A 26,002-nucleotide genomic window follows, 5' to 3' on the forward strand; every position below is an offset into this window, starting at 1 on the left:
GACGTTTGCGCGCGCGGCGATGGGGGTATGGTCGAACAGTAGGGGTGTGCTTTCCCCTTCACTTGTCCTGTTCCTTTATAGACTCACTAAGGAACGAGACATCCGTAGGGGTTTTCGGTGACGGCGGGCGCGCATCTTCGCGCGGTGTCGTCACGAGGCTAGGCGGTTAAAAATCACTCGGTTCTGGGACGCCGTTTTCTGGCCCGCCGGATCAAGGCCAGACAACGAGTTCTGGGCGCCGTTTACAGACCCGTTTTTGTCACGCCCAGTCGTCCAGATCGACACCGGCGCCCTCGAAGCGCATGCTGGTGATCATCGCCTTGCCACGGACCAGACGCGGACCATGGGTGGCGATGTAGCGGACCGCCCCAGACGACATCCCCGCGCCAACGCTCCAGAGCGCGTCCAAGGGAAGGCTGGCGTAGACGGTGAAGCGGGTCTTGCCCGCGTCCATCAGGCCCACGCCATGAGGCCCTTCACGGAACGCCTTGCGGTCGCGCATCTCGGCGACGAGGCGGCGGTCTCCGACAAGGTGGAACTGGGCGATCCGTTCAGCGGACCGAGCCGGGTGAAGGCAACGCCCCTCCACCTTCCATGACGGGTGCTCGCTGTAGGGGTCAGGCTCGTCCGGGCGATGGGCCAGACCAAAGCTGTAGTAGGGCGAGGACGACACCACCTCGAACAGGAAGGACTCGTAGGCCTCGACAGGTCGCTTGGGTCGCTTGGCCATCGTCACCCCATCAGCGTCGAGACGGTCAGCCCCACGAAGATCGCCGCCGACAATCCCACGCAGACCCAGCCCAACGTGGTCAGCGAGTTGCGCAGCCTGATCCGGCGCCGTCTGAGCATCGTTCCCCCGATCTAACGCCACGACCCTAGCCAGACCGGTCCAAGGCCGCCAGCCGTCCAGCCCAAGGGTGCGTCCGATCCTGACGGAGCTTGGCCGCAGACCTTCGCGCCAGTTAGGATCGCCGGGGCTGTTGAGGGGCGGCGTATGTATAAGGCCAAGTCAGCGTCGATGATGCGCGGCACGGCGTATAGCGACCGCAAGGCCATCACGAAGCGGGAACTAGGTCAGTTCAAAAAGACGGTGATCTCCAAGCAGGAGTTGGCCCAGTTCAGCCACGGCGCCAAGACCCGCGATGCGCTGCTCGACGAGTTGGAGCCGGTCGTCAGAAGCCTCGCCAAGAACGGCTTCCGATCCCCCAAGGACGTATCCCGTTTGCTGAACAAGCAGGGCCTCCGAACGGCCACGGGTGAGCAGTGGAATCCGCAACTGACGTGGTTCTTGCTCGACTTCCTGTTCCGGCGCCGAGACCAGCGGCGCAAGCAGGCTGCCCAGAAACGGACGGCGCCGCCGATGGCCAAATCAGTACCGGCGCCTTCGACGCAAAAGGCCTCGCCGCTTACACGTGAAGAGATGGCCCGCCGACTGGCCGCGCTTGGGCGCGTCACTGCCGGGGACTCGCAAAGCTGACGGCCTCGACCATCTGTCGGTGCCAAACTTGCATCGCCCGTCGTCGCCAGCAGAGGAGCCCCAGCCTGAAGCGCGCCGCCCTGTACGTCCGCGTCTCGACCGATCAGCAGACCGTCGAGAACCAGATCATGGCCCTGACCGAGGTCGCTCAACGGTCGGGCTGGACCGTCGTCCAAACCTTCTCGGACGAGGGCATCAGTGGCGCCAAAGGCAGGGACAAACGGCCGGGCTACGACGCCCTCCTCAAGGCCGTGGCAAGGCGGGAGGTGGACATCGTGGCCGCATGGTCGGTTGACCGCCTGGGGCGCTCCCTGAACGATCTGGTGGCCTTCCTGACCGACATCCAGGCCAAGGGCTGCGACCTCTATCTCCACCAGCAGGCCATCGACACCAGCACCCCGTCCGGACGGATGATGTTCCAGATGCTCGGCGTCTTCGCCGAGTTCGAGCGGTCCATCATCAAGGCCAGAATCGCCGCGTCCTTGGATCGGTGTCGTGCGAAAGGCGTTCGGCTCGGTCGCCCGCCCATCCCGCCGATCCGGCTCAAGAAGGTCGAGCAAGGCCTTCTCGCCGGTCAGTCCATCCGGGTGGTAGCCAAGGCGACCGGCGTCTCGACCGCCACCGTCCAGAGGGTCAAGCAGACCATGGCCAAGACGGTGCAGGCGACGGTCTGATCCGACCGTACATTGACTGTGATGGGCACAGATCGGCAGCCTCGGTGTCCCGAGTCTCCCGAGCACCGCCATGGCCACCGACGCCGAAATCACCCGCCATAACGACGCTGGTAGCCCGACCGATCAGGCCCTTAAGCCGTCTCGTGTCGGGTGCGCCAGCGGCTTTTCTCAGAATTTGGTCATCTTGGCGCCGAGAGGCGGACATCCGCCCGCGAGCGCCATGGCTCACGGACGGAATCCCCCACCTGCGGCTGAGGGGCGGGACGGCGGAGATGATCCACCGTCGTCAGCCACCGGTTCGGCTTGCGTATCGCCATGCGCTATCAGGACGGCGGCAAGCCAGGAGAGCCTCGCCGAGACGGGTGGCGATCACGGCTCTCGAAATTGACATACCATTGGCCATGGCTTGGGCCGACGGCGGTGCGTCTCATTCTGTTGACACGGCGTCTCAATTTCGCCGAGCAAGGTTCACTCAGCGCCAAAAAGAAAAGGCGCGGCGGTCACCCGCCACGCCCCTTTTTCCAAGCCTTAAAGCGAGGGATCAGAAGAAGCGCTCGCCGATCCGGATGGTGTCGCCCGGCGCCACGACGATCGATGGCGTCAGCTCGCTCTTATTCTCGGTCGTCTCGCCGTTGTGCTTGATCCAGACGTTCTTCTTGTCGGCGCGATAGGTGAAGCCGCCGGCCGTGGCCACTGCGTTCAAAACGGTCAGTCCCGACGTGTAGGGATAGGTGCCGGGCTTTTCGACTTCACCGAGAATGTAGAAAGGACGGAAGGTCAGGACCTCGGCGCTGACGCGCGGATCCTTCAGATAGCCGTCGCTGAGGGCCTTTTGGACCGCCTGCTGGAATTGACCGACGGTCATGCCGCCCGCCTTGATCTCACCGATCAGGGGCAGGGACATCAGGCCGCTGCCCGTAACGAAGAACTCGCCCGACAGCGAGGGCTCGCCGTAGACCGTGACGCGGACCTTGTCCGCCGGCCCCAGCAGGTAGTCCATGGACTGGGCCGGGGCGACCGCGGGCGCCCCGGGGGTGAGGGTTTGGGCATGAGAGGCGCCCGTCATGGCGCCAAACGTCATGAAAACCGCCAGCGCCAACAGGGAGAGGGCGCGAGAGAGTTTCGGAACATCGATCATTGCGAAGCTTCTCACCTTGAGACTTACAGGACGCGGGGATTGGAATTGCACATCGCACGTGACCGGCTGATGAACAAGGCGAAGCCTTAGGCCGCGCGCGCTTTACTGAACTGAATGACCTTAGGCTCGCCACCATCAAGTCTAACGGCGGTCAAAACCCCGGTCGCATAGGCGCCGGTGTCGACATTGATCCGCCGTCGGCCAAGGAAAACCTGCTCCACGGGCGTATGCCCATGCACCACAGTGGCGTCCAACCCATGCGGGTTGTCCAGAAATTCGTTGCGGATCCAGAGAAGGTCCGCCGCCACCTGGCGCTCCAGAGGCAGCCCTGGACGCACGCCCGCGTGGACAAAGACGTAATCGCCGTAAACCACGCTCAGCTCAAGCTGGCGCAGGAAGGTCTCGTGCGTCGGCGGAAAGGCTTCGCGGAAGGCCAAACGCGTCTGTTCCCAGACCTCGGGCTCGGCCCGGCCCACCGGCCGCCGCACGCCGTACGAGGCCAAGGTCTCGCCGCCGCCGTACTCCACCCAGGACGGCCCAGCCATCGGGTCGTCCAGGAAGTGCAGCAGGGTCTCCTCGTGGTTCCCCATCAAGGCCCGGAACTCAAACCGTCCCTCGGCCGATTGTTGAGACAGATCGATCAGCCGACCGATCACTTCCGCTGAGTGCGGCCCTCGGTCGATGTAATCGCCCAACATGATCAGGACAGGCTGATCCTGGCGGCCCAGCGCTCGGAAATCCTCGGTCATGCGCTCGACGAGCCCATCCAGGAGATCCAGCCGGCCGTGCACGTCCCCGACGGCGTAGAGCAGGCGCCCATCCGTGGATGCGGCGCGCTCAGGTTGCTGTTTGGACCGAAAGAGGGACTTGAACATCGAGCTCGCCAGGTCGGCGACAGGCGCCGGGAAGATAGTTCAATTTTGCCTCAGGCGGCCGGCTAGTTCAACGGCGGGGATGGCGGTTAACCGTGAATTTAGCAAGCCCATTAGCGATGAAGTTACCAAATATATACGCAACTCATTACAGTTAATACCAAAATAACCGTCGTCTTAAATTTGAATTATACCATCTAAATTCAGCTCAAATTCGTGGCGAGAATGAATAGTCCCCCTGCAAACACAGCGGGGACGTCATGTTCAACACGCGCAACATTGTTAGCGGCTTGATCAGCGCCGTCGCCTTGATGGCCGGCGTTAATGCTCACGCTGGTTCGATGCCCTTCATGCCGCGTGGTGCGGGCATGGGCGCGCCGACGGGTTTCGCCGAGCTGTGCCGCCGTGATCTCGCCACCTGCGGACTACCTCAGAGCCAACTGGCCCTGTTGGGTCTCGAGGCGCCTTCGGGCCAGTCGCTCACCTCGTCGGTCGGCGGGGCGCCCGCCCATGCTTTCCCAGACGCTCGCACGCCCTCGCAAGATCAAGCTCCCGAGCTGGTTCCGGCCGTTGCTTCCGAGGTCGCGACGCCCGCCGCTCAAAGCGTCGTCGGCGGCGCGCAGCAGCCGGCCATGAACGTTCCCGCCGTGGAGACGCCCGCAGCGGCGATGGTCTCGGCGTGGCTGGCTCGCGGAGAACGCGAACAGCTGAGACTGCTCAATCAGATTAACCAAGCGGTCAACCGAGACGTCAAGAAGGCCAGCGATCTCGACCTCTATGGTCAGCCTGAATACTGGGCCTTGCCGCGCGTGGTTGACGGCAAGCTCTACGGCGACTGCGAGGACTATGCGCTGGAAAAGCGTCGGCAGTTGATCGCCGCGGGCGTGCCCGAGAGCGCTCTGTCGCTGGCCGTGGCGGTCACCGCGCGCGGCGAGGGCCACGCCGTGCTGATGATTTCGCTGAAGAGCGGCGACTGGGTCCTGGACAACCTGACGCCCTGGGCCACCCCCTGGGAAGACCTGAACTACCGCTGGGTCCAACGCCAAGTGCCGGGCACGGCGTTGTGGACGAGCGCGGCCTGAGCTCGATCAGCGCTGACAGCCTAAGAAGCCCCGAACCCAGTTCGGGGCTTTTCTGTTTGGCGTCACGCCCTTTGAAGGTCGCGGCGAAAAAACGAAACGCCCGCCCCGACGAGCGGAGCGGGCGTTGCTTCATTTGCGCGATCGAGTAGCGCCGGCTTACAAGAGCCAGGAGAGTCCCATCGCAAGCAGCCCCCAAAGACCCGCCGACGTCAGCGCCGCCAGGCCCAGGCCGGCCAACGGAGCCATGCGAGCCTCTCGCGCCGACAGCGCGATGTCCGTGGGGGAGAAAGGGATTTCGGCGTCGATCATCGACCACAGCTCCTGCTTGTCGATGGAGTATCGCGGCGAAGGTAACGCCCCATAAAAAATCTAGGTTTACCTGAATTAAACATCACGCGGCGTGCGTCATTTCCCAGCGGGACGCAGCGCGGTTGGTGGCCCTTTCATGGATCGACGCCAACCGCTCTTCCGTCGCGCAAGGCTTATTGGGCGGCGGCCTGTTCCCGTTGAAGGCGCTCGGAGGCGATCAGCAAGGCCAGACCGACCCGACCGGCTGGATCGCGAATGCTGTTGGCCAGCGCAACCAGCCGCCTAAAGCTATTTGGCCGGCTGAACTCGATGCGCACCTGATACATCACCACCTGGCGAACCGCTGGGGTCAGAACAGCCCAGTGTTCGTAAGCCAAGCGCGTGCGGCTCTCGAAGAGGCTGGTCTGCAACGGCGCCACCGCGAAGGAATGATCGAGCGCGGTGTTCGCGGCTGCGAAGTCTCCACGTTGGAATTGCACGGCGGCCATCCGCAGCCAGGCGCCGCCCGAGCCCGGCCTCAAAGCGATCTCTCGCTGGGCGTTGGCCAGCATGCGCTTCTGAACCTTGGGATCCCTGGTCTCGCCCGCCAGATCCTTTTCGATGGCGACGGCGAGGACCTCCGCCGATGCGGTGGGCGCCCACGCCATGTCGCCGCCGAAGCGCGAGACGGCCAGAGGCGCCGCGACCACGAGTGATGCGACGAGCACCGCTCCCGCGAAAGCAAAGCTGCCCGCCTTGATGGCGACCGGCGCGCGGCGCGATGGCGCGACAGTCGTCACGGCCCCAAGGCCGACGGCGAACAAGGCCTGCAGGGCCGGCACCTGGACCGCGAAATCCGAGAGACCGTGCAGAAGCACCAGAACAGCGGCGGCGACAGTCGCCCGCGCCAGCATCCCGGCTGTCCCAGGCTTGAGGCCTTCCCTCGCGGCTCGTCCCAAAGCAACTGCAGCCCAGGCCGCCATCATGATGGCCCCGACGACCCCGCCTTCTTCAAGCCATTGAAGATAGAGGTTATGGGTCGCCCGCACATCATATAGGACACGCAAGGTCTCACTGGTGGTGATCAACTGGTTCACGAGCGGGAACGAGCCAAGGCCGAACCCGAACCAGGGCGAACCCCGGAACGCCTCCCAGTGCGCGTCGAAGATGGTCCGCCGCACAACGACGTCACTTTGCAGGTTTTCGAGGCGAGCCGCGGTCAGATCGGCGCTCTGCATCGCGACGCCGACAACGACGAGCAGGGCGGCCGCGCCGCCAATGATCGCAATGGCGCTTAGCTTCCGCCCTTGCGCCAAGACCTGCCAGGTCAGAAGAACCGCGAGCGCAACCACGGTGGAGAAGATGCCGGCTCGAGACGCCGTCAAGGCCAAGGCGACGGCGAACACGGCTGCGGCGCCGAGAGCGAGGCTGGCGTCCAGCCCTAGCCGTTCGATACGCAGCCTCCCGCCGGCGCGCTGGAGAGACTGTGAAAAGAACCCCAGGGCAAAGACGACGCCGATCCCCATCAGGGTGGCGGCGCTGTTCGGGCTCAGCAAGGTCGCTGTAAGCCGCCGCGCGCCTCGAAGCGTGACGTGATCGACGATGGCCGCCGCGGCGAACACGCTCAAGGCCAGCAACAGCCACCAGATCAACGCGCGACGCCGCGTCTCCGAAGCCCCGACGATCCACGCGCCATAGAAAAGGCAGGCCAGCCCGAGAAGACGCAGCAAGCTCAGAACAAGAGATGAGCGGTCTACCGTGATCGAACCGCCACCACCAACATACGCCCAGACGGGATGGGCCCCGCCGGGGCCAAAGGGCGTCAACGCCCAGGCGGTGGCGATCAATACGGCCAGGAACATCAAGCCAGGCCAAGGCGCCGCCAGGATGCTTGGCACGCGCCGCGCCCAAGCGCATGTGCTTAACAAGACCAGCAGAAACAGAGACTGCAGAACACCGAAGACGGCGGCCACGGCCACATCGCTTGCGCCGAACACGGCGATTTCCGACATGACCAAAGCAACGAGGGCGCCGATCGCGACGCCCTCGGAAACCTGCAGTTTTCGGGTTCTAGCGGCGCCGGGCGACGGTGAGCCCTCGCCCGACTTGGTCCTAGTCCGCATAGTACTTTCGATAGTTGGCGTAGTAATAGTAGGAGTCGCCGTAGCCGTAGCGAGACTGGGCCTTGAGGTCCATCTGGGTCAGGGCGACGCCGGCGATGAACGCCCGTGTTCCCTGCAGGAGGGCCAGGGCCGACTGCACCGCCTTCACGGGCGTCTTCTTCCACCGGACCAGCATCACCACGGCGTCGGTATGCGGCGCCAGGATGCGCGTATCCGCGATCGCCAGCAGCGGCGCGGTGTCCAGAAGCACGATCTCGTAACGGTTGCGGAGCTCCTGCAGCAGACGGTGCATGGCGGCCGAGCCCAACACGTCACGAGGCGTGTAGGCCGACTTCGCCAGCGGCAGGATGTGCGCGCCGCTCTCGTCGTTGATCAACGCCTGATCCAGGGTGGCGACGCCGTTCAGGACCTCGAGCAAACCCACCTTAGCCGGTTCCCTGAGGAACTGGGTGATGGCGCTTTGTCGAAGGTCGCAGTCGACGACGATGACCTTGGCGCCAGACGTCGCCAGCGTGCGCGCCAGCGAGAAGGTGGTCGTGGTCTTGCCCTCGCCAGGAAGCGACGAGGTCACCGCGACCACCTTGACCGTCTCGCCGACCTTCGAGAACAGGATCGAGGCGCGGAGCTTCCGGAGGCTTTCGGCGAAGCTCGAAAGCGGCTTGGCCATCAGGTATTCCGGAGGCGTCATGCCCCGCAAGGTCTTGGCGTCGTCAACGGTGGTGTCGAGCGACGGCACGGCGCCGAGATAGGGCAAGCCCAGACGACGCTCGACCTCGTCTTCGGTGAACAGGCCGGCCATCAGGATTTCAGCCAGCACGATCGAAGCCAGACCCGCGCCGAGAGCCAGCACCAGCCCCAGGGCCAGGTTCAAGGACGGCTTGGGATAGCTGGCCCGGGTCGGAATCTTGGCCGGCGACACGACACGGGCGTCGGCTTGCTCGATGCCTTCCTGGGTCGTCGTCTGCTTGAAGCGAGACAACAGGGTCTCGTACAGCGTCTTGACCGACTGCGCCTTGCGTTCCAGTTCCGCAAGGCCGATCGCGGCGCGGTTATTGCCGGCGAGCGTGCCCTTGGACTGCGAAACACTCGCGGCGACCGAGCCGGTCCGCTGACGCGCCACCTGAGCCTGGGCTTCCAGGTTCGAGATGATGCGGCGGATTTCGGCCTGGATTTGGGTGTCGATGTCAGCCAGCTCGCGCTTGGCCTTCAGCAGGTCAGGGTGGCGGTCGCCATAACGGCCGCTGAGATCGGCGACCTGGGCGCTCTTTTCGGAGCGCTGCTTGCGCAGCTGTTGCACGACGGGCGAGTTCAGAGACTCACCAACATCCTCGCCGGTGCTGCCCCTGGCCAGCTGTTGACGGGCGATGGCCAAGCGAGCATCCGTCTCGGCCTGGGCGGCGCGGCTGAGAGCCAGCTGCTGGTTCAGGCCGGAGATCTCCTGCTCCGTCAGGGTTGCGCCTTCCGCGCTGAGCAGGTTGTTCGCGATCTTGTACTGTTGAACCGCGGCGTCGGCCTGCGCGACCTGATCGCGCAGCTCGCCGACGCGCGTATCCAGCCATTCGTTGGCCTTCTGCGTGGCGTCGAACTTCGCCTCGAGCTGCTCGGTCAAGTAGAGGTTGGCGAAAGCATTCGCCAAGTCCGCCGCACGCCGGGGATCGGTGTGGGTGTACTCAATCGAGATCAGATAGGTCAGCCCCGCGCGACGGACTTTCAGACCGCTGAGCACATTGTCGACGATCCGTTCACGGCGACGCTGCAGTTCCGCGGGATCGGTCACGGCCACGGGCGTGGCCGCCTTCTTCATCGACGAAAACCAAGCCGTGGCGCCCTTGGCGCTCGGCAGGTAGGGGTTGAAGTAGGGGTCTTGCTCAAGCTTCAGATCCTTGACGACCCGCGCGGCGAGCGAACGGGACTTCAGGACCTCGACCTCGGTGTCGACGACGGCGGAGTCCGCGGGCAGGCCCGACAGAACCGCGCTCATGTCGGTCACCTGTTCCTTGCGCACATCCAGCATGACCTGGGCCGTCGCCGTATAGCGAGGCGTCTGCTGGAGGGTGAACAGAACCACCGCGGCGAACACCACCACGGCCACCGCCGCGAACAGGCGGAAGCGACGCCTGAAGGTCGCGATCGCGATATTCAGGTCAAAAGACAACGCTCCGGTGTCATTCACCGGAGCGTTCGAAGTTTCATAACCGGAGCCGTCCATAACCACTCTCAGTAATCGGCAAAACTTGCCGTTTCGTGGACGTGTTTCTTAGAACTGAAGGGCGACCGAAGCGATCACCTTGTTGTCCTTGAACGAGGCGCCCTTCTGAGCGCCCGACGAGTCCTGCTTGAGGTAGTTGTAGGTCAGGAACAGGCCCACGCGGCGGTTCAGCAGATAGGTCGCCGTCGCGGAGAAGTTGTCGCGCTTGTCGTCGCGGTCAACGCCCTTGTAGTTGTCCTTGCCGTACGTATAGGCAGCCGAAAGAAGGACGTTGCGCATCAGCTCGTGGTCGATCGACGCGCCGATGTTGTTCGAGATGTAGCCCTGCGAGCCGGGAGCCGTCGATTCTTCGATGGACCGCGAACCGTTCAGTCCGACCGTGGTCAGCTGGGTCGGGAACCACTCCAGGCGACCCGCGGCGTTGAAGCCGTCGATCTTGGCGAACGCGGGGTTGTCGTAGGACTGCGACATGTAGCCGACTTGCACGTCACCGCGCACGAGCTCGGAGACGTCGAAGTTGGCGCCGACGCCGACAACATAACCGTCCGAGGTGCGGTCGGAGGCGACGATATTCGTATCGTAGTCCTTCTTATTGCCCGTGGCCGACAGATAGACGGCCGTGTCGGGGCTGACCGCATACTCGGCCTTGGCGCCGTAGTAGAATTCGTTGCGATCGCGGAAGTCCTGGTCGACGATTCCCGTGCCGGCGATGTTCGGCACGTCCTTGTAGTTGAAATCCTTGTCGTCGAGGCGGCCCGAGACGCGCAGACGGTTGAATTCCTTGACGTAGGTCACGGTGCCTTGCGTCAGGTCGTACTTCACCGGCTTGCCCGCCGCGCTAGGCGAGGTCGGCGCCGTGCGGGGTTCGACCAGGCGCTGGGTCTGAACCGAACCCGTCAGGTTCGAGCCGCGCTCGATGTCGAGCCGGCCGTTCGCGGAGACCGTATATTCTTCGGTGTTTTCCGAGCTGTTGTCCGAATAGCGGATGATGTTGCCGCCAGCGAACAGGCCCAGAGCGTGACGCGACCAGTCCGACCGCACGGCCATTTCCGGCTTCACGCGCCAGATGGTGTCGCTGGTCTTGCCCGCGGCGACGGCATAGATGTTGTCGTTGCGTTCAACGTCAACGGTGACGCGCGGATACAGCGTGAAGCCGCCGGCCTTCTGGCCCGCCGCCTCGTAGTCCGGGCGCGGGCGCTGACGGACACTGACGTTCTTGTCGCGCTTGAAGTTCGAACCGAGATCTTGCGCCTGAACGGCCTGAGGCGCGGTCAGGGCAATGCAGGCCATGGCGGCCGAGCACATAAGGAGTCGCATGTTTATCCCCACCAGAAGGGACGGCCGACGCACGTCGTGACGCGCCGGTCCGCCCTGAGACTTATTGCTATTAGTTACCCGCAGTAGGCGGCGACCACGCCCGCGCACGGATCGTACGGCGCCGGCGTCGGCGTCGTCGTCGTGCCGCCCGCGCCCGCACCAGCGCCCGCGTCGCCGCCCGCGGCTTGCGAAACGCCTTGCAGGCTGACCAGAACGCTGGGCGCGCCCGCGTCGGTGGTCGCGGCGGTTTGGGTGACCGTCGCCGATTGGCCCGTCGCGGCCAGCTGTTGGGTCACAACCGGAGCCGAGGCTACGGTCTGGGTCATTTCCGGAGCGACCGCGGCCGCCACCTGAATGGCGACGCCGGCCGAAACCGTGCCGGCCCCAACCGCTTGAACCAGAGCCGCGGCGATCACCGTCGGCGAAGCGCCGGTCTCGGCCAGAGCGGCAGAGATGGACGCCTGGATGGCGGCGAGCTTGGCGCTAGCCGAAAGGCGAGCAAAGCCGGGTTGCGAGGCGGCCCGTTGGGCCGCGGCCGCGATGGTCGTCTGCAGCGAAGCGGCCGTAGGAGCCGGGGTGTTTTGAGCCCAGACTTGGCCAGCGCCCATCGGCGCCAACGCAACGGCCAAGCTGATAGCGATCGCCCGAACGCGATGAGAAGCCATGACTGCTCCCTCCAATTGAACGGCGTCCCTTTAGGACAATGTAAACGAATTCTCTAGCCCAGAACGCGTGCTCCTGTCGATTTCTCGACGGAAGCGTTCCCCGGAGATCACACTTTTCGTGCAGATCCCCACGGAAGAAACACGCGAACGAGCCTTAGACTAAGAATATGACGCGTCTCTCCGCCCCCGGCAGAACTATCAGACTTCGTCATCGGGCTCGTTAGGCCTAAAAAAACCACGCGCGGCTTCGCAATGCAACGCCGCTGCGACAAATTCCATATGGAATGCCAAGAATCTAGTCGTTTTCGCCTGCTAGCAGGTAAAGAGTTCGGTTAATACGCGAGCGTTTTGGTTAAGATTAGGCCGCGACCGTGGTTAATCCGGGAACTTGTTGGCGTTGAACAAGGCAACCATACCAGCCAAGACCCGCATAGGTTTCATATCCGGGGGTCAAGGCGTAGCCGACCGTAATCTCGCCGTCGGCGTAACTGCCCATCGACCCAGCCGAAGTATCGAGCGGGAAGATCTCGGTAAGAACACCCTGATTATCGGACGAAGCCAGAACCCGGCCCTTCTGGTCTAGCAACATCACGCGAGAGCGTTCGCGCTCTTCGCTCGTGAGCCGAACGCCGTCCACAACAGCCTGGGCTTGCGGACGCCAGTCGAAATGCACGCCGAGGACGCCCAGGGGCTTGCCCGTAGCCTCGCCACCGGCCCGTATGGCCGTGGCGTAGGTCGCGACGGGCGCATCGCCCAGCGCCCGGCAGCGCTCGATGTCGCAGGCGACGAAGTCGTCCCCGCTCGCGGTGCGCAGCCCCTCCTGGAACCAGCGCGTGTCGGCGACGGACTGGCCAACGACGTTGGGATAGCGGGACGGCCGGCCGTTGGCGACCACCTTCCCCCGCGCGTCGCAGATCCAGAGATCCAGATACACGGTGTAGGCGTCGAGGATGACGCCCAGACGGTTGCTCGCATGAAGGCGAGCGCCCTCGTCCTCCTCGCCGAGGCAGGCGACCACGGCGGAATCCGTCGCCCACCAGCGGACGTCGCAGGTCCGCTCGTAGAGGTTGCGATCGACGATCTCGATGGCGTTGAGCGCCAAGTCGGCCAGTCTCTGGCCGCGCATGTGCGAAAGGATCGCCCCTCCGATGGCCGAGAGTTCGTCAAGGTCGGCGCGGACCTGGCTTTCGAGCGCGGCCGCGACCGCGTCGATCTCGGTGGAGATCTTCTTGAATTCCTCGGCGACGATGGCGAAGCCCTTGCCGGCCTCGCCAGCGCGCGCCGCGACGATCAGAGCATTGATCGAGAGCATCTTGGCCGCGCGATTGACTCTCGCGATCTCGCCTATCTTCTCGCCCGCAACGCTCGAAAGCCGTTCAGACAAGTCCAGGATCCGTTCTGGGCGAAAACTGGAGTCTTGTTCCATAACCAACGCGCCCCCACGCACGCCTAAGCGAATCACCTGCACCGAGGAAGATGCCGCCCTCGCCATGACCGCGCGACGACATGACAGGGCCGTTTGGGGTTCTCGTCGCCTCCACGATGCAAAAACGCCGGAACGCCCTCGAAACGGGCGCCCGGCGCTTAGAAAACAATCGTTTGCGAGCAGATGTGGGCCGAGTCATTCAAGCTGAGAACAGTGCCGCCGCAACGACTCGCTATTTCGGGATCACGAGTCACTAAGGTTGCGACTCGGCAATCGCTCAATGTGCGAACAGGCCACACTTTCGCGCAGTGAAGCTGAGAAAAGCCACCTGAGAGTCACTCGAAATGAGAAACGCTGTGGGAGTGTTTCCATACGTTGGGCGGGCTGTAGGGTGCTCCTCATGCCCCTCCGATTAGCGCCGTACCGACGGAAGATCGCCTCCAGGACGCGCATCTGCAGCGCCTCGTCCGCTCCTGTCTGCGGAAGCAACGGATGGAACAGCATGGCCAAGGTCGAGGCCGGCTTGTTGACCCAGTTATCGCTGAGGGCGCGCGCGCAAAGCCCCGCCAAGATAGTTGCGACATGCCCAAATCGGTCGGGCGACCAGGCGATGCGCTCTAACCCCCATAGCAATCCCGCCCTTAGGTTCTCGCCGGAGGTCCCTTCAACCGGCTTGAGTAAGCGCCATACGCCCACGTCATCGGCCTCGCGATCGAGGTCGCGCTCAAGCGCTCGCATAAAGGCGTCGGGTGCCGCCTCGGCTAAGGCCGGCAAGACGTCGCGAGTGTGAAACCAGATACTCGGGTCCTCGACCTGGAACAGTCGATGCACGAGCCGTTCGACCGCCCAGCGCGCCGCTGGACCGCCTACCAATCCCTCACTAGCGGCTGCGAGAAACGCCAGACTGTCGGCGAGGTTGGTGCGAAGTCGGCCACTATGAGGCCGGTCCTTGCCCACAACGTTGGCGTACCACCTCTGATCCGGCGGGAGGTCGATGGCCGGATCTGGTAGCGACAGAACGTCGAACGCCACCTCGACGAAACGCTCCACATCCCCGGCGGTCAGCACGCCACGCAGAGCGGTGAAGGCGTCAGGCCTGGAGATGATCCCGCCTGCCTCGGCGATGGAGAAGAGCGGCGCGTCCTCCATGATCGAGAGCGTCTTGATCGAGACCTCCAATGCGGCTTGGTCTAGCCCCACCAGCTTCGACAGAACCTCGCGATCCCCTGCGCTGGCCCAGTACCAGCCCCCGGTGAGAGCCAAGCCGACTAGAGGGCGCGAGAGGCGCGCCTCGTTGGCCCAGACAGGCAGCTAAGCTGACCCCTTTCCTTTGACGGTTCCGCACTCTTCATCGCGAGCATGGCGTCACTTGGACATAACGCCCGCAAGAGCTCGCAGCATAATTCTCAACTACCTGATGCGTTTTCTCATCTATTATGAGCCATTTCTCATTTCGAGTGAGCCGGTCCAAGATGGTCGCGCTAGACTAGACGTCGACCTCCGCATCCAGGGCGTTCTCCTGGATGAACTCACGGCGCGGTTCGACGAGGTCGCCCATCAAGCGGCTGAACATATCGTCGGCATCGTCGGCGTGATTGACGCGAACCTGCAGCAGGGTGCGCGCCTCGGCGTCCAGCGTGGTCTCCCACAGCTGTTCGGGGTTCATCTCGCCAAGACCCTTGTAACGCTGGATGGTCAGCCCCTTGCGGCCGGCGTCGAGCACGGCGTTCACCAGATCCAGCGGGCCGCGAACGGTGGTCGACTTGTCCTTACGACGGAAAACCGCGCGGCCAGAGAAGATCTCGGCCAGCTTGACCGAGCGTTCGGCGAGGCGACGCGCGTCGGCGGCGTGCATCAGCACGTCGTCGAGCACCACACGCTCGGAAACGCCGCGGCGCACGCGACTGAAGACGAAGCCGGTCTCGCCGCGCTCGCCGCTCCAGGGGCCGCCACCTTCCTCGGCGTAAAGGTCCAGGCGCTTGGCGGCTGCGACGGGATCGGAACTCTCGCCAAACAGGCCGGCCAGAGCCGACTGCTCAATCGCCGTGGCGGGCGCGCGGGCGGCCAGGCGGTCGATATTGGCCTTGGCCGAGCGCGCGGTCTGCACCAGGGCCAGCAGGTCCTGGCCGATCAGGCGCTCGCCGGACGCCAGATCCAGCTCGGCGCCGTCAACGCCCTCGTCCACGAGGAAGGCGTCCATCTCGGCGTCATCCTTCAGGTAGCGCGAGGACTTGCCCTTGCTGGCCTTATAGAGCGGCGGCTGAGCGATATAGATGTACCCGCGCTCGATCAGCTCCGGCATCTGCCGGTAGAAGAAGGTCAGCAGCAGGGTGCGGATGTGCGCGCCGTCGACGTCGGCGTCGGTCATCAGCACGATCTTGTGGTAGCGCACCTTGTCTGGATTGAAGTCGTCGCGGCCAATGCCCGCGCCCAGGGCGGTGATCAGCGTGCCGATCTGGTCCGAGGACAGCATCTTGTCGAAACGCGCGCGCTCGACGTTCAGGATCTTGCCACGCAGGGGCAGGACGGCCTGATTGTCGCGATTGCGAGCCTGCTTGGCCGAGCCGCCGGCCGAGTCGCCCTCGACGATAAAGATCTCGGACTTGGCCGGATCGCGCTCGGAGCAGTCGGCCAGCTTGCCGGGCAGGCTGGTGATGTCGAGCGCGCTCTTGCGGCGGGTCAGTTCGCGCGCCTTGCGGGCGGCTTCGCGGGCCGCGGCGGCTTCGGCGATCTTGGAGACGATGGCCTTGGCCTCGTTCGGGTGCTCCTCGAACCAGGTCGAAAGACCTTCCGAGACCAGTCCCTCCACGGCCGGGCGCACTTCGGACGAAACCAGCTTGTCCTTGGTCTGGGAGCTGAATTTCGGGTCCGGCACCTTGACCGACAGCACGCAGGTCAGGCCTTCGCGGGCGTCTTCGCCGCCCAGGTTGACCTTCTCCTTCTTCAGGATGCCCGAGCTTTCGGCGTAGTTGGTGATGATCCGGGTCAGGGCCGCGCGGAAAGCCGAAAGGTGCGTGCCGCCATCCCGCTGGGGGATGTTGTTGGTGAAGCACAGCATCTGCTCATGGTAGCTGTCGTTCCACCACATAGCGAGGTCGACCTCGACCTTGTCCTTGACCCCGCGCACCGTGATCGGCGCCTTCAGCAGCGGCGTCTTGACCTTGTCCAGGTGGCGAACGAAGGCCTCGATGCCGCCTTCGTAGTGGAGCTTCTCCTCCCAAGGCTCGGCGCCGCGATGGTCCTTGAACCAGATCGTCACGCCGGAGTTCAGGAACGCCAGTTCGCGCAGGCGGTGTTCGAGCGTTTTCCGGTCGAACTCGATGAACGCGAAGGTGTCCCTGGACGGGAAGAAGGTGACCTCCGTACCGGTCAGCGTCTCGCCGGCCTTGGGCCCTTCCGTGCGGACGGGCGAGTCGCCGGTGACCTTCAGCGAGGTGACCGCGTCGCCGCGCTCGAAGCGCATCTGGTGGACCTTGCCGTTGCGGTGGATCAGCAGCTCCAGCCAGTCCGACAGCGCATTCACCACCGAGACGCCCACGCCGTGCAGGCCGCCCGAGACCTTGTAGCTGTTCTGGTCGAACTTACCGCCGGCGTGCAGCTGGGTCATGATGACCTCCGCCGCCGAGACGCCTTCGCCCTCGTGCATGTCGACCGGAATGCCGCGCCCGTCGTCGGTCACCGTCACCGAGCCGTCGGCGTTCAGGATCACCTGGACCTTGGTGGCGTGACCGGCCAGCGCCTCGTCGATGGCGTTATCGACGACTTCGTAGACCATGTGGTGCAGACCCGACCCATCGTCGGTGTCGCCGATATACATGCCGGGGCGCTTACGGACGGCGTCCAGACCCTTGAGAACCTTGATCGAGTCCGCGCCGTACTGGGCGGCGGCTTCCTCGGTCGACATTTCGGGAACTTGGTCTTCGGTGTTCTCGGTCATTCGTCTTCCAGGGCGGTCAGGCCGGCGTCGCCCACGCGAACGCCTAGCGCCCGACCCTTGAGATGGTCGAACAGCGACTCGTCCGTGCCGGTGAGGAAGGCCTGGAGCTTGAGCGCCGTGAGTTCGTCGGCCAATGCGGCTCGTCTGGCAAGATCGAGATGCGCGGCGACTTCGTCGAGCAATATTACAGGATTCGGCGCGGATTCCGCACGCGAAAGTCGCGCGGCCTGGGCCAAAACGAGGTTCAAAATCAGGGCTTTCTGCTCTCCCGTCGAGCATTCCGCCGCCGGACGGTCCTTCTCGACATGGAAGATGGCCAGATCGCCGCGATGAGGACCGGTCAAGGCCCGGCCAGCGGCGCCATCGCGCGCCCGCGCCGCGGCAAGCGCCGAGGCCAGCCTGCCTTCGATCTCGGCGAACGCCCCCCCCTCGATCGCCAGCTTCTCCCACTCGCCTGTGAGGGTCAGGCGCGCCTGGGGGAAAGGCCGATCGCCGCGTCCGTCGATCTCGGCCTGCAAGGCCTGAAGGGTCCGCGCGCGGGCCTGCGCCATCAGGGCGCCGCTCTCGGCCAAGCGAGCCTCGAGCGCGTCGAGCCAGGTCGCATCCGGCGGCGCGCCGCGTTCGGCGGCCTCCGTCAGCAGACGCATCCGCTCGCGCTGGGCCTTGTCATAGGCGTTGGCGTTGGCGGCGTGCGAAGGCTCTCCCGCGAAGACCAGCCGATCGAAAAAGCGCCGGCGCTCGGACGCGGCTTCCAGGAACAGACGATCCTGGGCGGGCGTCAGCCAGATCGGCCGGACGTGATCGGCCAGACGGCCCGGCGACACGGTCTCGCCGTCCAGACGCACCATCCGACGACTGGCCCCGGGCTGCTCGACGCCCGTCCCGATCCGCACGGGAGCATCCAGGCCGCTTTCGACGTCCGCCGCCACGGCCCAGGCTCGCCCCACCGCCTCGCCCGGCAGCCGTCGTCCGACCTCCGCGAGATTGGCGCCGCGCAGGCCCTTGCCGGGCGTCAGAAGGCTGATGGCCTCCAGAAGGTTGGTTTTTCCGGCGCCGTTCGGGCCGAACAGATAGACGCTGCGCCCGCCTGTCTCGAGGCGCGCGCGCTCGTAGGACCGGAAATCCGTCAGGGTCAGGGAAAGCAGTGCGGCCGACGCCATCCGGCGTTCTTAAGCGGTGTCGGCGGCCGGGGCTACTAGCGTGAGGCGGTCCGCTCCGCCGAAGAGCGGAACGGACCGGAGACGTGGATCAGCCCAGCTTGTAACCGCAGAGCTTGTTGCCATCGAGATCGCGGAAATAGGCGAAGTAAGCCTTGGGCATGCGGGCGCCGGGCGCGCCCTCGTCCTTGCCGCCGAGCTCCAGCGCCTTGGCGTGGAAGGCGTCAACCTCCTCGACGGTGTCAAAGGCGAAGCCGCCCATCATTCCGTTGCCAACGCAGGCCGGGTTGCCGTCATACGGGCCCAGCACGCCGAACATGCAGCCGTCGCCGCGATAGAGACGGCCGCCCGAGGGGTGGTCGAACAAAGGCTTGAAGCCGATCGAGCCCAGCAGCCCATCGTAGAAGGCCTTGGCCTTCTCCAGATCGTTCGAGCCGACCGTCACGTAGTTCACCTTGGCCATGGCCACCTCCAGTTTTCTTAGAAAACGGACGTTGCCACGCCGGTCACACGTTCGCAACCGGCTCGACTACTGCCCCAGGCCGAGGACCTTGCGCAGGAACTGGGTTTCGACCTCGCGGCGACGATCGTTATTGGCCTTCTTCAGGAAGCCGTGGCCTTCGTCCTTGAATTGGACGTACCAGGTCTCGACGCCCTTTTCGCGCAGCTTGGCGACGACCTGGTCGGACTCGGACTTCGGGACTCGCGGATCATTCCAGCCCTGCATGACCAGCATCGGCTTGTTGATCTTGCCGACGTTGTTCAGCGGCGAAATCGTCTCGAAGGCCTTCAGCATCTTGGGATCGCGCTCGTCGCCATATTCGGCGCGGCGCAGGTCGCGGCGGTAGGCTTCGGTATTCTGCAGGAACGAGACGAAGTTGCTGATGCCGTAGCGCTCGATCCCGCCAGCCAGACGGTCCGAATAGTGGGTCATGACAGCCAGCGACATGTAGCCGCCGTACGACTGGCCGTAGACCACGACACGGCTTGGATCGAGGTCGGGCTGCGTCTTGATCCAGTCGAGCAGCGCGCCGATGTCCTTGACCGAATCCTCGCGCTTTTCGGCGTTGTCGAGGTTGTGGAACGTCCGGCCATAGCCGGTTGAGCCCCGGACGTTCGTGACGATCACCGCGGCGCCCAGCTCGGCGACGCTGTGCTGGTGGAAGGGATTGAAGGTAGGCCGTGACTGGCCCTCTGGGCCGCCGTGAATGTCGATGATCACCGGGGCCTTCTGGCCGGCCGCCAGCTTGGGCTTGTAGACGAAGGCCGGGATCGAGCGCTTGTCGAACGAGGGGTAGCGGATCAGCGCCGGCGTCGCCAAGGCCTTGGAGTCCAGGCCGCCCAGCTCCGAGGCCGTCCAGCGTTCCAGCTTGCCATCGTCGACGCCCCAGCTCCAGGCGTCGCTGACCGAGGTCGGGGTCGCCAGGCTGAAGCCCAGCTTGGCTCCGTCGGGCGAGAAGGCGACGCCGCTGACCACGCCGGCTGGCAGTTCCGGCTGCGGCAAGGCGCGGCGAGTGCGGAAGTCCTGCACGACCAGCTTCGAATAGCCGTCCTCGTTGACGACATAGGCCAGGATCCGCCCATCGTCGGAGAGGGCGAAGTCCTCCACATCCCAGGGGCGGTCTCCCGAGACTTTGACCTTGGCGCCGGTCGCCAGATCGATCTGGACCAGGCGCAGGAAGTCCGAGCCCTCGTCCGACAAGAGCAGCACCGACTTGCCGTCGGGCGTGAAAGAGCCGCCGCCATAGGCGATCTTGCTCGCGCCCTTCTTGGGCGGATTGAGCTCGGTCAGCTTGCCGGTGGCGACATCCAGCAGCCAACGCTTGGATTCCGAGATCGAATAGTAGCGCCCCAGCAGCACGGTCTTGCCGTCGGGCGACACCGCCAGCGGCGAGACCTGCCCCTCGCCCTTGAAGATGACCTTGGTCGCGCCGGAGGCGTCGCGCATCAGCACATCATAGTCCGCCGATCCCTTGAGCGCCCGCGACCACACCAGGATCGATCCGTCCTTGGACCAGGCCGGCGAGCCGTTGCGCGTGCCCGGTTCGGTCAGCTGGGCGGTCTTGCCGTCGGCGTCGCGGAGGAAGAGCTGGAACCACTCGTCGCCGCCAGTGTCCTTCGAGAACAGAATCTGACCGTTCGGCAGCACGTGCGGCGAAGCCACCGGTTCGTCATAGAAGGTGACCTGACTGCGATCCGCGCCAGGCCCGGCGACGACGTGCAGTTGGTTGGTGTTGCCAAAGCGCGTGGTGATGATCATGCCGCCGCCTGGCAGCCAGTCGCCGAACGAGGCCGAGCGAGCATTCTGATAGCGCGCGAGCCCTTCGCGGATCGAAGGCGGCGCGACCGGCACATTCTCGAGGATCTGGTTGCCGATCTCGCGGCGCTCGACGGCCTGGGAGAAGGCCGGCGCCGCAACGGCGAGGGCCAGGATGGCGGCGGAGGCGACGAACAGCTTCTTCATGCGAGACCCCGAACAGCAGAACGGGCGCCCAAAGCGCCCGCTCATTGAACCCCAAAACGTCGCGGATCAGACCCGCAGCGGCATCAGCACGTACTTCACGCCCGGATCGACCGGATCGACCACCAGGGTCGGGCTGGCCGGGTCGGCGAAGCGGAACTCGGCTTGCGGCCCGGCGATCTGGCCGCAGACATCGAGCAGATAACGGGCGTTGAAACCGATTTCGAAGGGCTCGCCGTCGTAATCGACCTCGACCTCTTCCACCGCCTGGCCGGCTTCCATGTTGCGGACCGTCAGGGTGATGCGACCCGGCTCGACCGCCAGCTTCACCGAACGGCTCTTCTCGGCCGAGATCGTGGCCACGCGGTCGACGGCCTTGGCGAACAGGTCGTTGTCCAGCGTCAGGATCTTGGCGTTGTCGCGCGGGATCACGCGCATGTAGTCCGGGAAGGCGCCGTCGATGACCTTGGAGGTCAGGGCGGCCGCGCCGAACTCGAAGCGAACCTTCTGGGGCGAGACCTGCAGGTCGACCGTTTCGCCGGCCGATTCCATCAGGCGGCGGGCTTCGGCGATCGTCTTGCGGGGCACGATCACGCCCGGCAGGCCGACCGCGCCCTCGGGGGCCGGCATCTCGGCCAGGGCCAGGCGGTGGCCGTCGGTGGCCACGGCGCGCAGCTTGGTCTCGCCGCCGTCGTTGACCGTGTGGAGGTAGAGACCGTTCAGATAGTAACGAGTCTCTTCCGTCGAGATCGCGAAGCGGGTCTTGTCGATCAGGCGGATCAGCTCGTTGGTGTCCACCGCGATGCGGCCTGACAGTCCGTCGCTGCTCATCACCGGGAAGTCGCCCGCCGGCAGGACCGGCAGGTTGAAGCGCGAGCGGCCGGCCTGGATCACCAGGCGCGGATCATCGCCGCTGAAGCTAAGCGAAACATCGGCGCCGTCCGGCAGCTTGCGGACGATCTCATAAAGCGTGTGGGCCGGAGCCGTGATCTGGCCGGGGATGTCGATCTGGGCCAGGCCCTCGTCGATGATCTCCATGTCCAGGTCGGTCGCCGAGAACGACAGCTGGTCGCGCTCGGCCGACAACAGGATGTTCGACAGGATCGGGATGGTGTTGCGCCGCTCGACGACGCTCTGCACGTGCCCCAGCGCCTTCAGGAGCGCCGCCCGTTCGATGGTAAGCTTCATAGTCCGATCCAGATCGTGCGGGCGCTCACAGCAGAATCGCCCGCTACCCCCGCGATGAATGGACCGCCGACATTATCGCAAAGCGCGAAGGGGGAAAGGGGGCGCGCCGCTCATTTGCGCGCCCCGAGCCGCAAAATCGAAGGGTCTCAGGCCTTGGTGTCGAAGGCGCCGCCCGAACCGTCGGTCTCGGCCGCCGCTTCGGCGTAAGGATTGCCGCTCACCGAGGCGTCCGACGCGGCCGGACCGGTCGAGCCCTTGGCCGCCACGGCGACCATGGCCGGACGCACCAGACGCCCCATCAGCTCGTAGCCGGCTTGCAGCACGGCCACGACGCCACCAGGGGCCACTTCTTCCGAGGGCTGCTCCATCATGGCTTGATGAAGATGCGGGTCGAACTTCTCGCCCTTGGCCGGGTCGATCTTCTTCAGGCCGTTGCGCTCAAAGGCCGTCAGCAGCTCTTTCTCGGTCATCTCGACGCCGATGACGAAGTTCTTCACGACCGGATCGGCCGTGTCGCGCGGGCTGTGGGCCGTGGCGCGGGCCAGGTTGTCGGCGGCGCCCAGCAGGTCGCGGGCGAACTTCTGGATCGCGTAGGCGCGCGCGTCGTTCATCTCGCGCTCGGCGCGGCGCTTGGTGTTCTCGGCCTCGGCGGCATAGCGGAGAGCCTGCTCCTTCAGGGCGGCGACCTCGGCTTTCAGCGCCTCGACCTCTTGGGCGAGGTCTTCGGTCTCGAACGGCGTATCTTCAGCCGGCGTTTGCTCGTCGGTCATCTCTTAAGGTCCTTATCCATCCATCATGCGTCCGAGCACCCGGGCGGTGTAGTCCACCAGCGGGATGACTCGTGCGTAGTTCAAGCGGGCGGGCCCGATCACGCCGATCGCGCCCAGCACCTTCTGCCGGCCTGTCATATAGGGCGCCGCGATCACGGAGGAACCCGAAAGCGAAAACAGGCGCGTCTCCGCCCCGATATAGATGCGCACGCCCTCGGCGTCGCGCACGTCATCGAGCAGACCGATCAGCTGTCCCTTCTGCTCGAGGTCGTCAAACAGCTGGCGGACACGATCGATATCCTCGCGGGCCCGGGCGTCAGCCAGCAGATTCGCCTGGCCGCGCACGATCAGCGACCGCGCATCGCCCTCCCCACCGCTCCAGGCCGCGAGGCCGTCCTCGACCAGGCGGGCGGCGGTTTCGTCCAGTTGGCGACGGGCGAAGTCCAGTTCGGCGCCCATCTCGGCGCGCGCCTCGCTGAGGGTGCGGCCGCGCAGGCGGGCGTTCAGGAAATTACCGGCCTCCTGCAGGGCCGACGGCGTCACGCCGGGGGCCTGGCGCATCAGGCGGTTCTCGACCTGGCCGTCCTCGAAAACCATGACCGCCAGCACCTGGCCGCCCCCCAGCGGCACGAACTCGACGTGCTTGACCCCGCCCTCGCGGACGGGCGTCACGACGATGCCGGCTCCGCCGGCAAGGCCCGACAGCACGGCCGAGGCCTCGGCCAGCGCCTCCTCGAACGAGCGTCCCTTGACCGCGAGCCGCGCCTCGATGGCCCGCTTCTCGGCCTCGGCGACGTCGCCGACCTCCAGGAAGCCGTCGACGAACATGCGCAGACCCGCGTGGGTCGGCATCCGGCCGGCGCTGGTGTGGGGCGCGTCCAGCAGGCCCAGCTGCGCCAGATCCTGCATGGTGTTGCGGATGGACGCGGGCGACAGCGCCACCCCGCCCTTGGAGATGGTGCGCGAGCCGACGGGCTCGCCAGTCTCCAGATAAGACTCCACGACCCGCCGAAAAATGTCACGGGCGCGGGCGTCGAGCTCGGCGAGCCCCGGCGCGCGGACGATCGGCCCTGGAAACAGCTGCGTCATGACGAAGTCATCTTGAGCGTGTCGTCTCGAGTCGTGTCGTTTGGGACCCGGTTAGCGAACAAAAGAAGTCGGCCCCTTTCAAGTTCCGCCTTCAATAGGATAAGCGGCCCCATCGACCTATTCAAACCCCGGAGTTTCCCATGCGTCCGTCCGAACGCGCCCCCGACCAGATGCGCGCCGTCACGCTGGAAACCGGCGTCAACCGTTACGCCGAAGGCTCGTGCCTCATTTCGTTCGGCCACACCAAGGTGCTGGTCACCGCGACGGTCGAGGAAAGCCTGCCGGGCTGGCTGCGCAACAAGGGCCAGGGCTGGGTCACCGCCGAATATGGCATGCTTCCGCGCGCCACCCACAGCCGCGGCCGCCGCGAGGCCGCCGCCGGCAAGCAGAGCGGCCGCACCCAGGAAATCCAGCGCCTGATCGGCCGCTCGCTGCGCGCAATCGTCGACCTCAAGGCCTTGGGCGAGCGCCAGATCACGCTGGACTGCGACGTCGTGCAGGCCGACGGCGGCACCCGCACCGCCTCGATCACCGGCGCCTGGGTCGCCCTGCGCTTGGCGACGAAGTACCTGCTGGACGAAGGCGTGCTGAAAACCGATCCGATCATCGGCCAGGTGGCGGCCGTCTCTTGCGGCGTCTTCAACGACACCCCGGTCCTCGACCTCGACTACGAGGAAGATTCCAGCGCCGAAGCCGACAGCAATTTCGTGCTGACCAACGCCGGCGACATCGTCGAAATCCAGGCCACCGGCGAGAAGCGCGGCTTCACCCGGGCCGAGTTCGAGGCTCTGTACGGCCTGGCTGAAAAGGGCATCGGCGAACTCTTCGCCCTGCAGCGCGCGGCGATCGCGGGTTAACCCCCCCTCTTGCCGGGGACAGAGCGAGGGCCCAGATTCAGATCCTGAAGATCAGGAGTCCTGTGTGCCCGCCCCGTTCGAAGGTTACGAAGTCGAAGCGCGCCTGCGTCCATCGGCCGAAGCCTATCGGTTCGACCTGGACCAGACACTGGCCAGCGTCGTGGCGCTGGAAGCGAAGGTTCCGGCCGACGCGTACACCGCCGCGATCCTGGGAACCGAGCGCGTCGGCAACGGCGTCGTCATCAGCCCCTCGGGGCTGGTGCTGACCATGGCCTACCTGATCACGGAGGCCGAAGAGGTCGTCCTGACCCGCAATGACGGCCGCCGTGTTCCGGCGCACGTGCTGGGCCTCGATGGTCGTTCGGGCCTCGGCTTGGTTCAGGCGCTGGAGCCGCTGGACCTGCCGGTCATCACCCTGGGCAGCGCCAAGGACCTCGAGGCCGGCGCGCCGGTGATCGCCGCCGGCGCCGGCGGGCGCGCTCACGCCGCCGCCAGCAAGGTCCTGGCCCGCATCCCGTTCGCCGGCTACTGGGAGTACTTGCTGGACGAAGCGATCATCACCGCGCCCGCCCACCCGCACTGGAGCGGCGCGGCGCTGATCGGTCCCAAGGGCGACCTCGTAGGCCTGGGCTCTCTGACGCTGGAGGGCCGCGACCAGAACGGCGAGACCCGCCCGCTCAACATGTTCGTGCCGGCCGAACTGCTGCCGCCGATCCTCGATGATCTGGCGCGTGGGCGCTCGCCGCATCCGCCACGACCTTGGCTGGGGGTCTTCGCCCAGGAGATGGAGAACCACGTCGTCGTCGTCGGCATCTCTCCCAAGGGCCCCGCGGCCCGCGCGGAGATCAAGCCTGGCGACCTGATCCTGGCCGTCGACGGCAAGCCCGTCTCGGACCTGACCGAATTCTACGCCGTCATGTGGAGTCTGGGGGAAGCCGGCGTGACCGTGCCCCTCAAGATTCTGCGCGAGGGCGACGCCTTCGAGGTGGAGGTCCGCTCGATGGACCGCAACGCCCTGCTCAAGAAGCGGCGGCTAAACTAGTCTTCCTCGTAGCCGCCAAGCGGGCCGCTTTCGAAGGTCAGCAGGTCTCCGGGCTGGCACTGCAGCTCACGGCACAGGGCGTCCAAGGTCGAGAATCGCACCGCCCGCGCCTTGCCGGTCTTCAGGATTGATAGATTGGCGATCGTCACGCCGACGCGGTCGGACAGTTCCGTCAGCGACATGCGGCGGTCCAGCAGTACGCGGTCAAGGTTCACGCGGACGGGCATAGA

Annotated in this window: 23 protein-coding genes; 5 read left to right on the plus strand and 18 right to left on the minus strand. The window is 65.3% G+C overall.

The annotated features are described in order from the left end of the window. Positions 1-259: 259 nt before the first annotated feature. Entirely contained in the window at positions 260-730 is a 471-nt protein-coding gene (locus tag AX690_RS07650) for a hypothetical protein (protein WP_066682871.1), read from the minus strand. A 264-nt stretch (positions 731-994) separates the two neighbouring features. On the opposite strand from AX690_RS07650, the gene AX690_RS07655 reads away from it, so the two are divergent. Continuing rightward, positions 995-1,477 (plus strand): hypothetical protein, encoded by a 483-nt coding sequence (locus tag AX690_RS07655; protein WP_066682872.1) that lies wholly within the window; start codon positions 995-997, stop codon positions 1,475-1,477. Positions 1,478-1,557: 80 nt separating this feature from the next. Then, on the plus strand, positions 1,558-2,151 hold the full coding sequence (locus AX690_RS07660; RefSeq protein WP_197426809.1) for a recombinase family protein: 594 nt from the start codon (positions 1,558-1,560) through the stop codon (positions 2,149-2,151). Positions 2,152-2,692: 541 nt separating this feature from the next. On the opposite strand, the gene AX690_RS07665 is transcribed toward AX690_RS07660, so the two are convergent. Next, entirely contained in the window at positions 2,693-3,217 is a 525-nt protein-coding gene (locus tag AX690_RS07665) for a polysaccharide biosynthesis/export family protein (RefSeq protein WP_369798185.1), read from the minus strand. 158 nt (positions 3,218-3,375) lie between these two features. Further along, entirely contained in the window at positions 3,376-4,164 is a 789-nt protein-coding gene (locus AX690_RS07670; protein ID WP_066682875.1) for a metallophosphoesterase family protein, read from the minus strand. Positions 4,165-4,421: 257 nt separating this feature from the next. On the opposite strand from AX690_RS07670, the gene AX690_RS07675 reads away from it, so the two are divergent. Next, positions 4,422-5,243 carry a transglutaminase-like cysteine peptidase gene (locus tag AX690_RS07675; RefSeq protein WP_066682876.1) on the plus strand — a complete coding sequence of 274 codons (822 nt, stop codon included), beginning with the start codon at positions 4,422-4,424 and terminating at the stop codon, positions 5,241-5,243. 156 nt (positions 5,244-5,399) lie between these two features. Here the strand turns inward: AX690_RS07675 and AX690_RS23230 are convergent, their stop codons facing one another. From AX690_RS23230 to hrcA, 14 genes are all read right to left on the minus strand, one after another. Then, a complete protein-coding gene (locus tag AX690_RS23230; RefSeq protein ID WP_197426806.1) occupies positions 5,400-5,552 on the minus strand; it encodes a hypothetical protein in 153 nt (50 codons plus the stop codon). 173 nt (positions 5,553-5,725) lie between these two features. Beyond that, on the minus strand, positions 5,726-7,654 hold the full coding sequence (locus AX690_RS07680) for an O-antigen ligase family protein (RefSeq protein ID WP_066682877.1): 1,929 nt from the start codon (positions 7,652-7,654) through the stop codon (positions 5,726-5,728). Next, positions 7,644-9,863 (minus strand): polysaccharide biosynthesis tyrosine autokinase, encoded by a 2,220-nt coding sequence (locus AX690_RS07685; RefSeq protein WP_066682878.1) that lies wholly within the window; start codon positions 9,861-9,863, stop codon positions 7,644-7,646. Before AX690_RS07685 ends, AX690_RS07680 begins: the two co-directional genes overlap by 11 nt. A 48-nt stretch (positions 9,864-9,911) precedes the next feature. Continuing rightward, positions 9,912-11,180, minus strand: coding sequence for an outer membrane beta-barrel protein (locus AX690_RS07690; protein ID WP_066682879.1), 1,269 nt, complete (start codon positions 11,178-11,180; stop codon positions 9,912-9,914). A gap of 74 nt (positions 11,181-11,254) precedes the next feature. Then, complete coding sequence (locus AX690_RS07695; RefSeq protein ID WP_082769556.1) at positions 11,255-11,845, minus strand: hypothetical protein; 591 nt, start codon at positions 11,843-11,845, stop codon at positions 11,255-11,257. 358 nt (positions 11,846-12,203) lie between these two features. Further along, entirely contained in the window at positions 12,204-13,271 is a 1,068-nt protein-coding gene (locus AX690_RS07700) for a methyl-accepting chemotaxis protein (protein ID WP_231732146.1), read from the minus strand. A gap of 243 nt (positions 13,272-13,514) precedes the next feature. Next, on the minus strand, positions 13,515-14,534 hold the full coding sequence (locus AX690_RS07705) for a hypothetical protein (protein WP_066682882.1): 1,020 nt from the start codon (positions 14,532-14,534) through the stop codon (positions 13,515-13,517). Positions 14,535-14,757: 223 nt separating this feature from the next. Next, positions 14,758-17,208 carry a DNA topoisomerase (ATP-hydrolyzing) subunit B gene (gyrB, locus tag AX690_RS07710; protein ID WP_197426807.1) on the minus strand — a complete coding sequence of 817 codons (2,451 nt, stop codon included), beginning with the start codon at positions 17,206-17,208 and terminating at the stop codon, positions 14,758-14,760. Further along, a complete protein-coding gene (gene recF, locus AX690_RS07715; RefSeq protein WP_066730319.1) occupies positions 17,205-18,368 on the minus strand; it encodes a DNA replication/repair protein RecF in 1,164 nt (387 codons plus the stop codon). The genes gyrB and recF overlap by 4 nt, the downstream gene beginning before the upstream one ends. An 88-nt stretch (positions 18,369-18,456) precedes the next feature. Next, a complete protein-coding gene (locus tag AX690_RS07720; RefSeq protein ID WP_066682883.1) occupies positions 18,457-18,828 on the minus strand; it encodes a VOC family protein in 372 nt (123 codons plus the stop codon). Positions 18,829-18,894: 66 nt separating this feature from the next. Then, positions 18,895-20,829 (minus strand): S9 family peptidase, encoded by a 1,935-nt coding sequence (locus tag AX690_RS07725; protein WP_066682884.1) that lies wholly within the window; start codon positions 20,827-20,829, stop codon positions 18,895-18,897. A gap of 66 nt (positions 20,830-20,895) precedes the next feature. Beyond that, complete coding sequence (dnaN, locus tag AX690_RS07730) at positions 20,896-22,014, minus strand: DNA polymerase III subunit beta (RefSeq protein ID WP_066682885.1); 1,119 nt, start codon at positions 22,012-22,014, stop codon at positions 20,896-20,898. A 146-nt stretch (positions 22,015-22,160) separates the two neighbouring features. Next, positions 22,161-22,784 (minus strand): nucleotide exchange factor GrpE, encoded by a 624-nt coding sequence (gene grpE / locus AX690_RS07735; protein ID WP_066682886.1) that lies wholly within the window; start codon positions 22,782-22,784, stop codon positions 22,161-22,163. A gap of 12 nt (positions 22,785-22,796) precedes the next feature. Further along, positions 22,797-23,873, minus strand: coding sequence for a heat-inducible transcriptional repressor HrcA (gene hrcA / locus AX690_RS07740; protein ID WP_066682887.1), 1,077 nt, complete (start codon positions 23,871-23,873; stop codon positions 22,797-22,799). Positions 23,874-24,013: 140 nt separating this feature from the next. On the opposite strand from hrcA, the gene rph reads away from it, so the two are divergent. Further along, on the plus strand, positions 24,014-24,730 hold the full coding sequence (rph, locus tag AX690_RS07745; protein ID WP_066682888.1) for a ribonuclease PH: 717 nt from the start codon (positions 24,014-24,016) through the stop codon (positions 24,728-24,730). Positions 24,731-24,794: 64 nt separating this feature from the next. After that, positions 24,795-25,772 (plus strand): S1C family serine protease, encoded by a 978-nt coding sequence (locus tag AX690_RS07750; protein ID WP_066682889.1) that lies wholly within the window; start codon positions 24,795-24,797, stop codon positions 25,770-25,772. Here AX690_RS07750 and AX690_RS07755 read toward each other — a convergent pair. Then, positions 25,769-25,999: a helix-turn-helix transcriptional regulator gene (locus AX690_RS07755; RefSeq protein WP_066682890.1), complete on the minus strand. Its 231-nt coding sequence runs from the start codon at positions 25,997-25,999 to the stop codon at positions 25,769-25,771. The two genes, AX690_RS07750 and AX690_RS07755, sit on opposite strands and share 4 nt — an antisense overlap. Between the last annotated feature and the right edge of the window lie 3 nt (positions 26,000-26,002).

The sequence above is a fragment of the Caulobacter sp. CCH9-E1 genome, from assembly GCF_001556515.1.
In the GTDB taxonomy this organism is placed as follows: Bacteria; Pseudomonadota; Alphaproteobacteria; order Caulobacterales; family Caulobacteraceae; genus Caulobacter.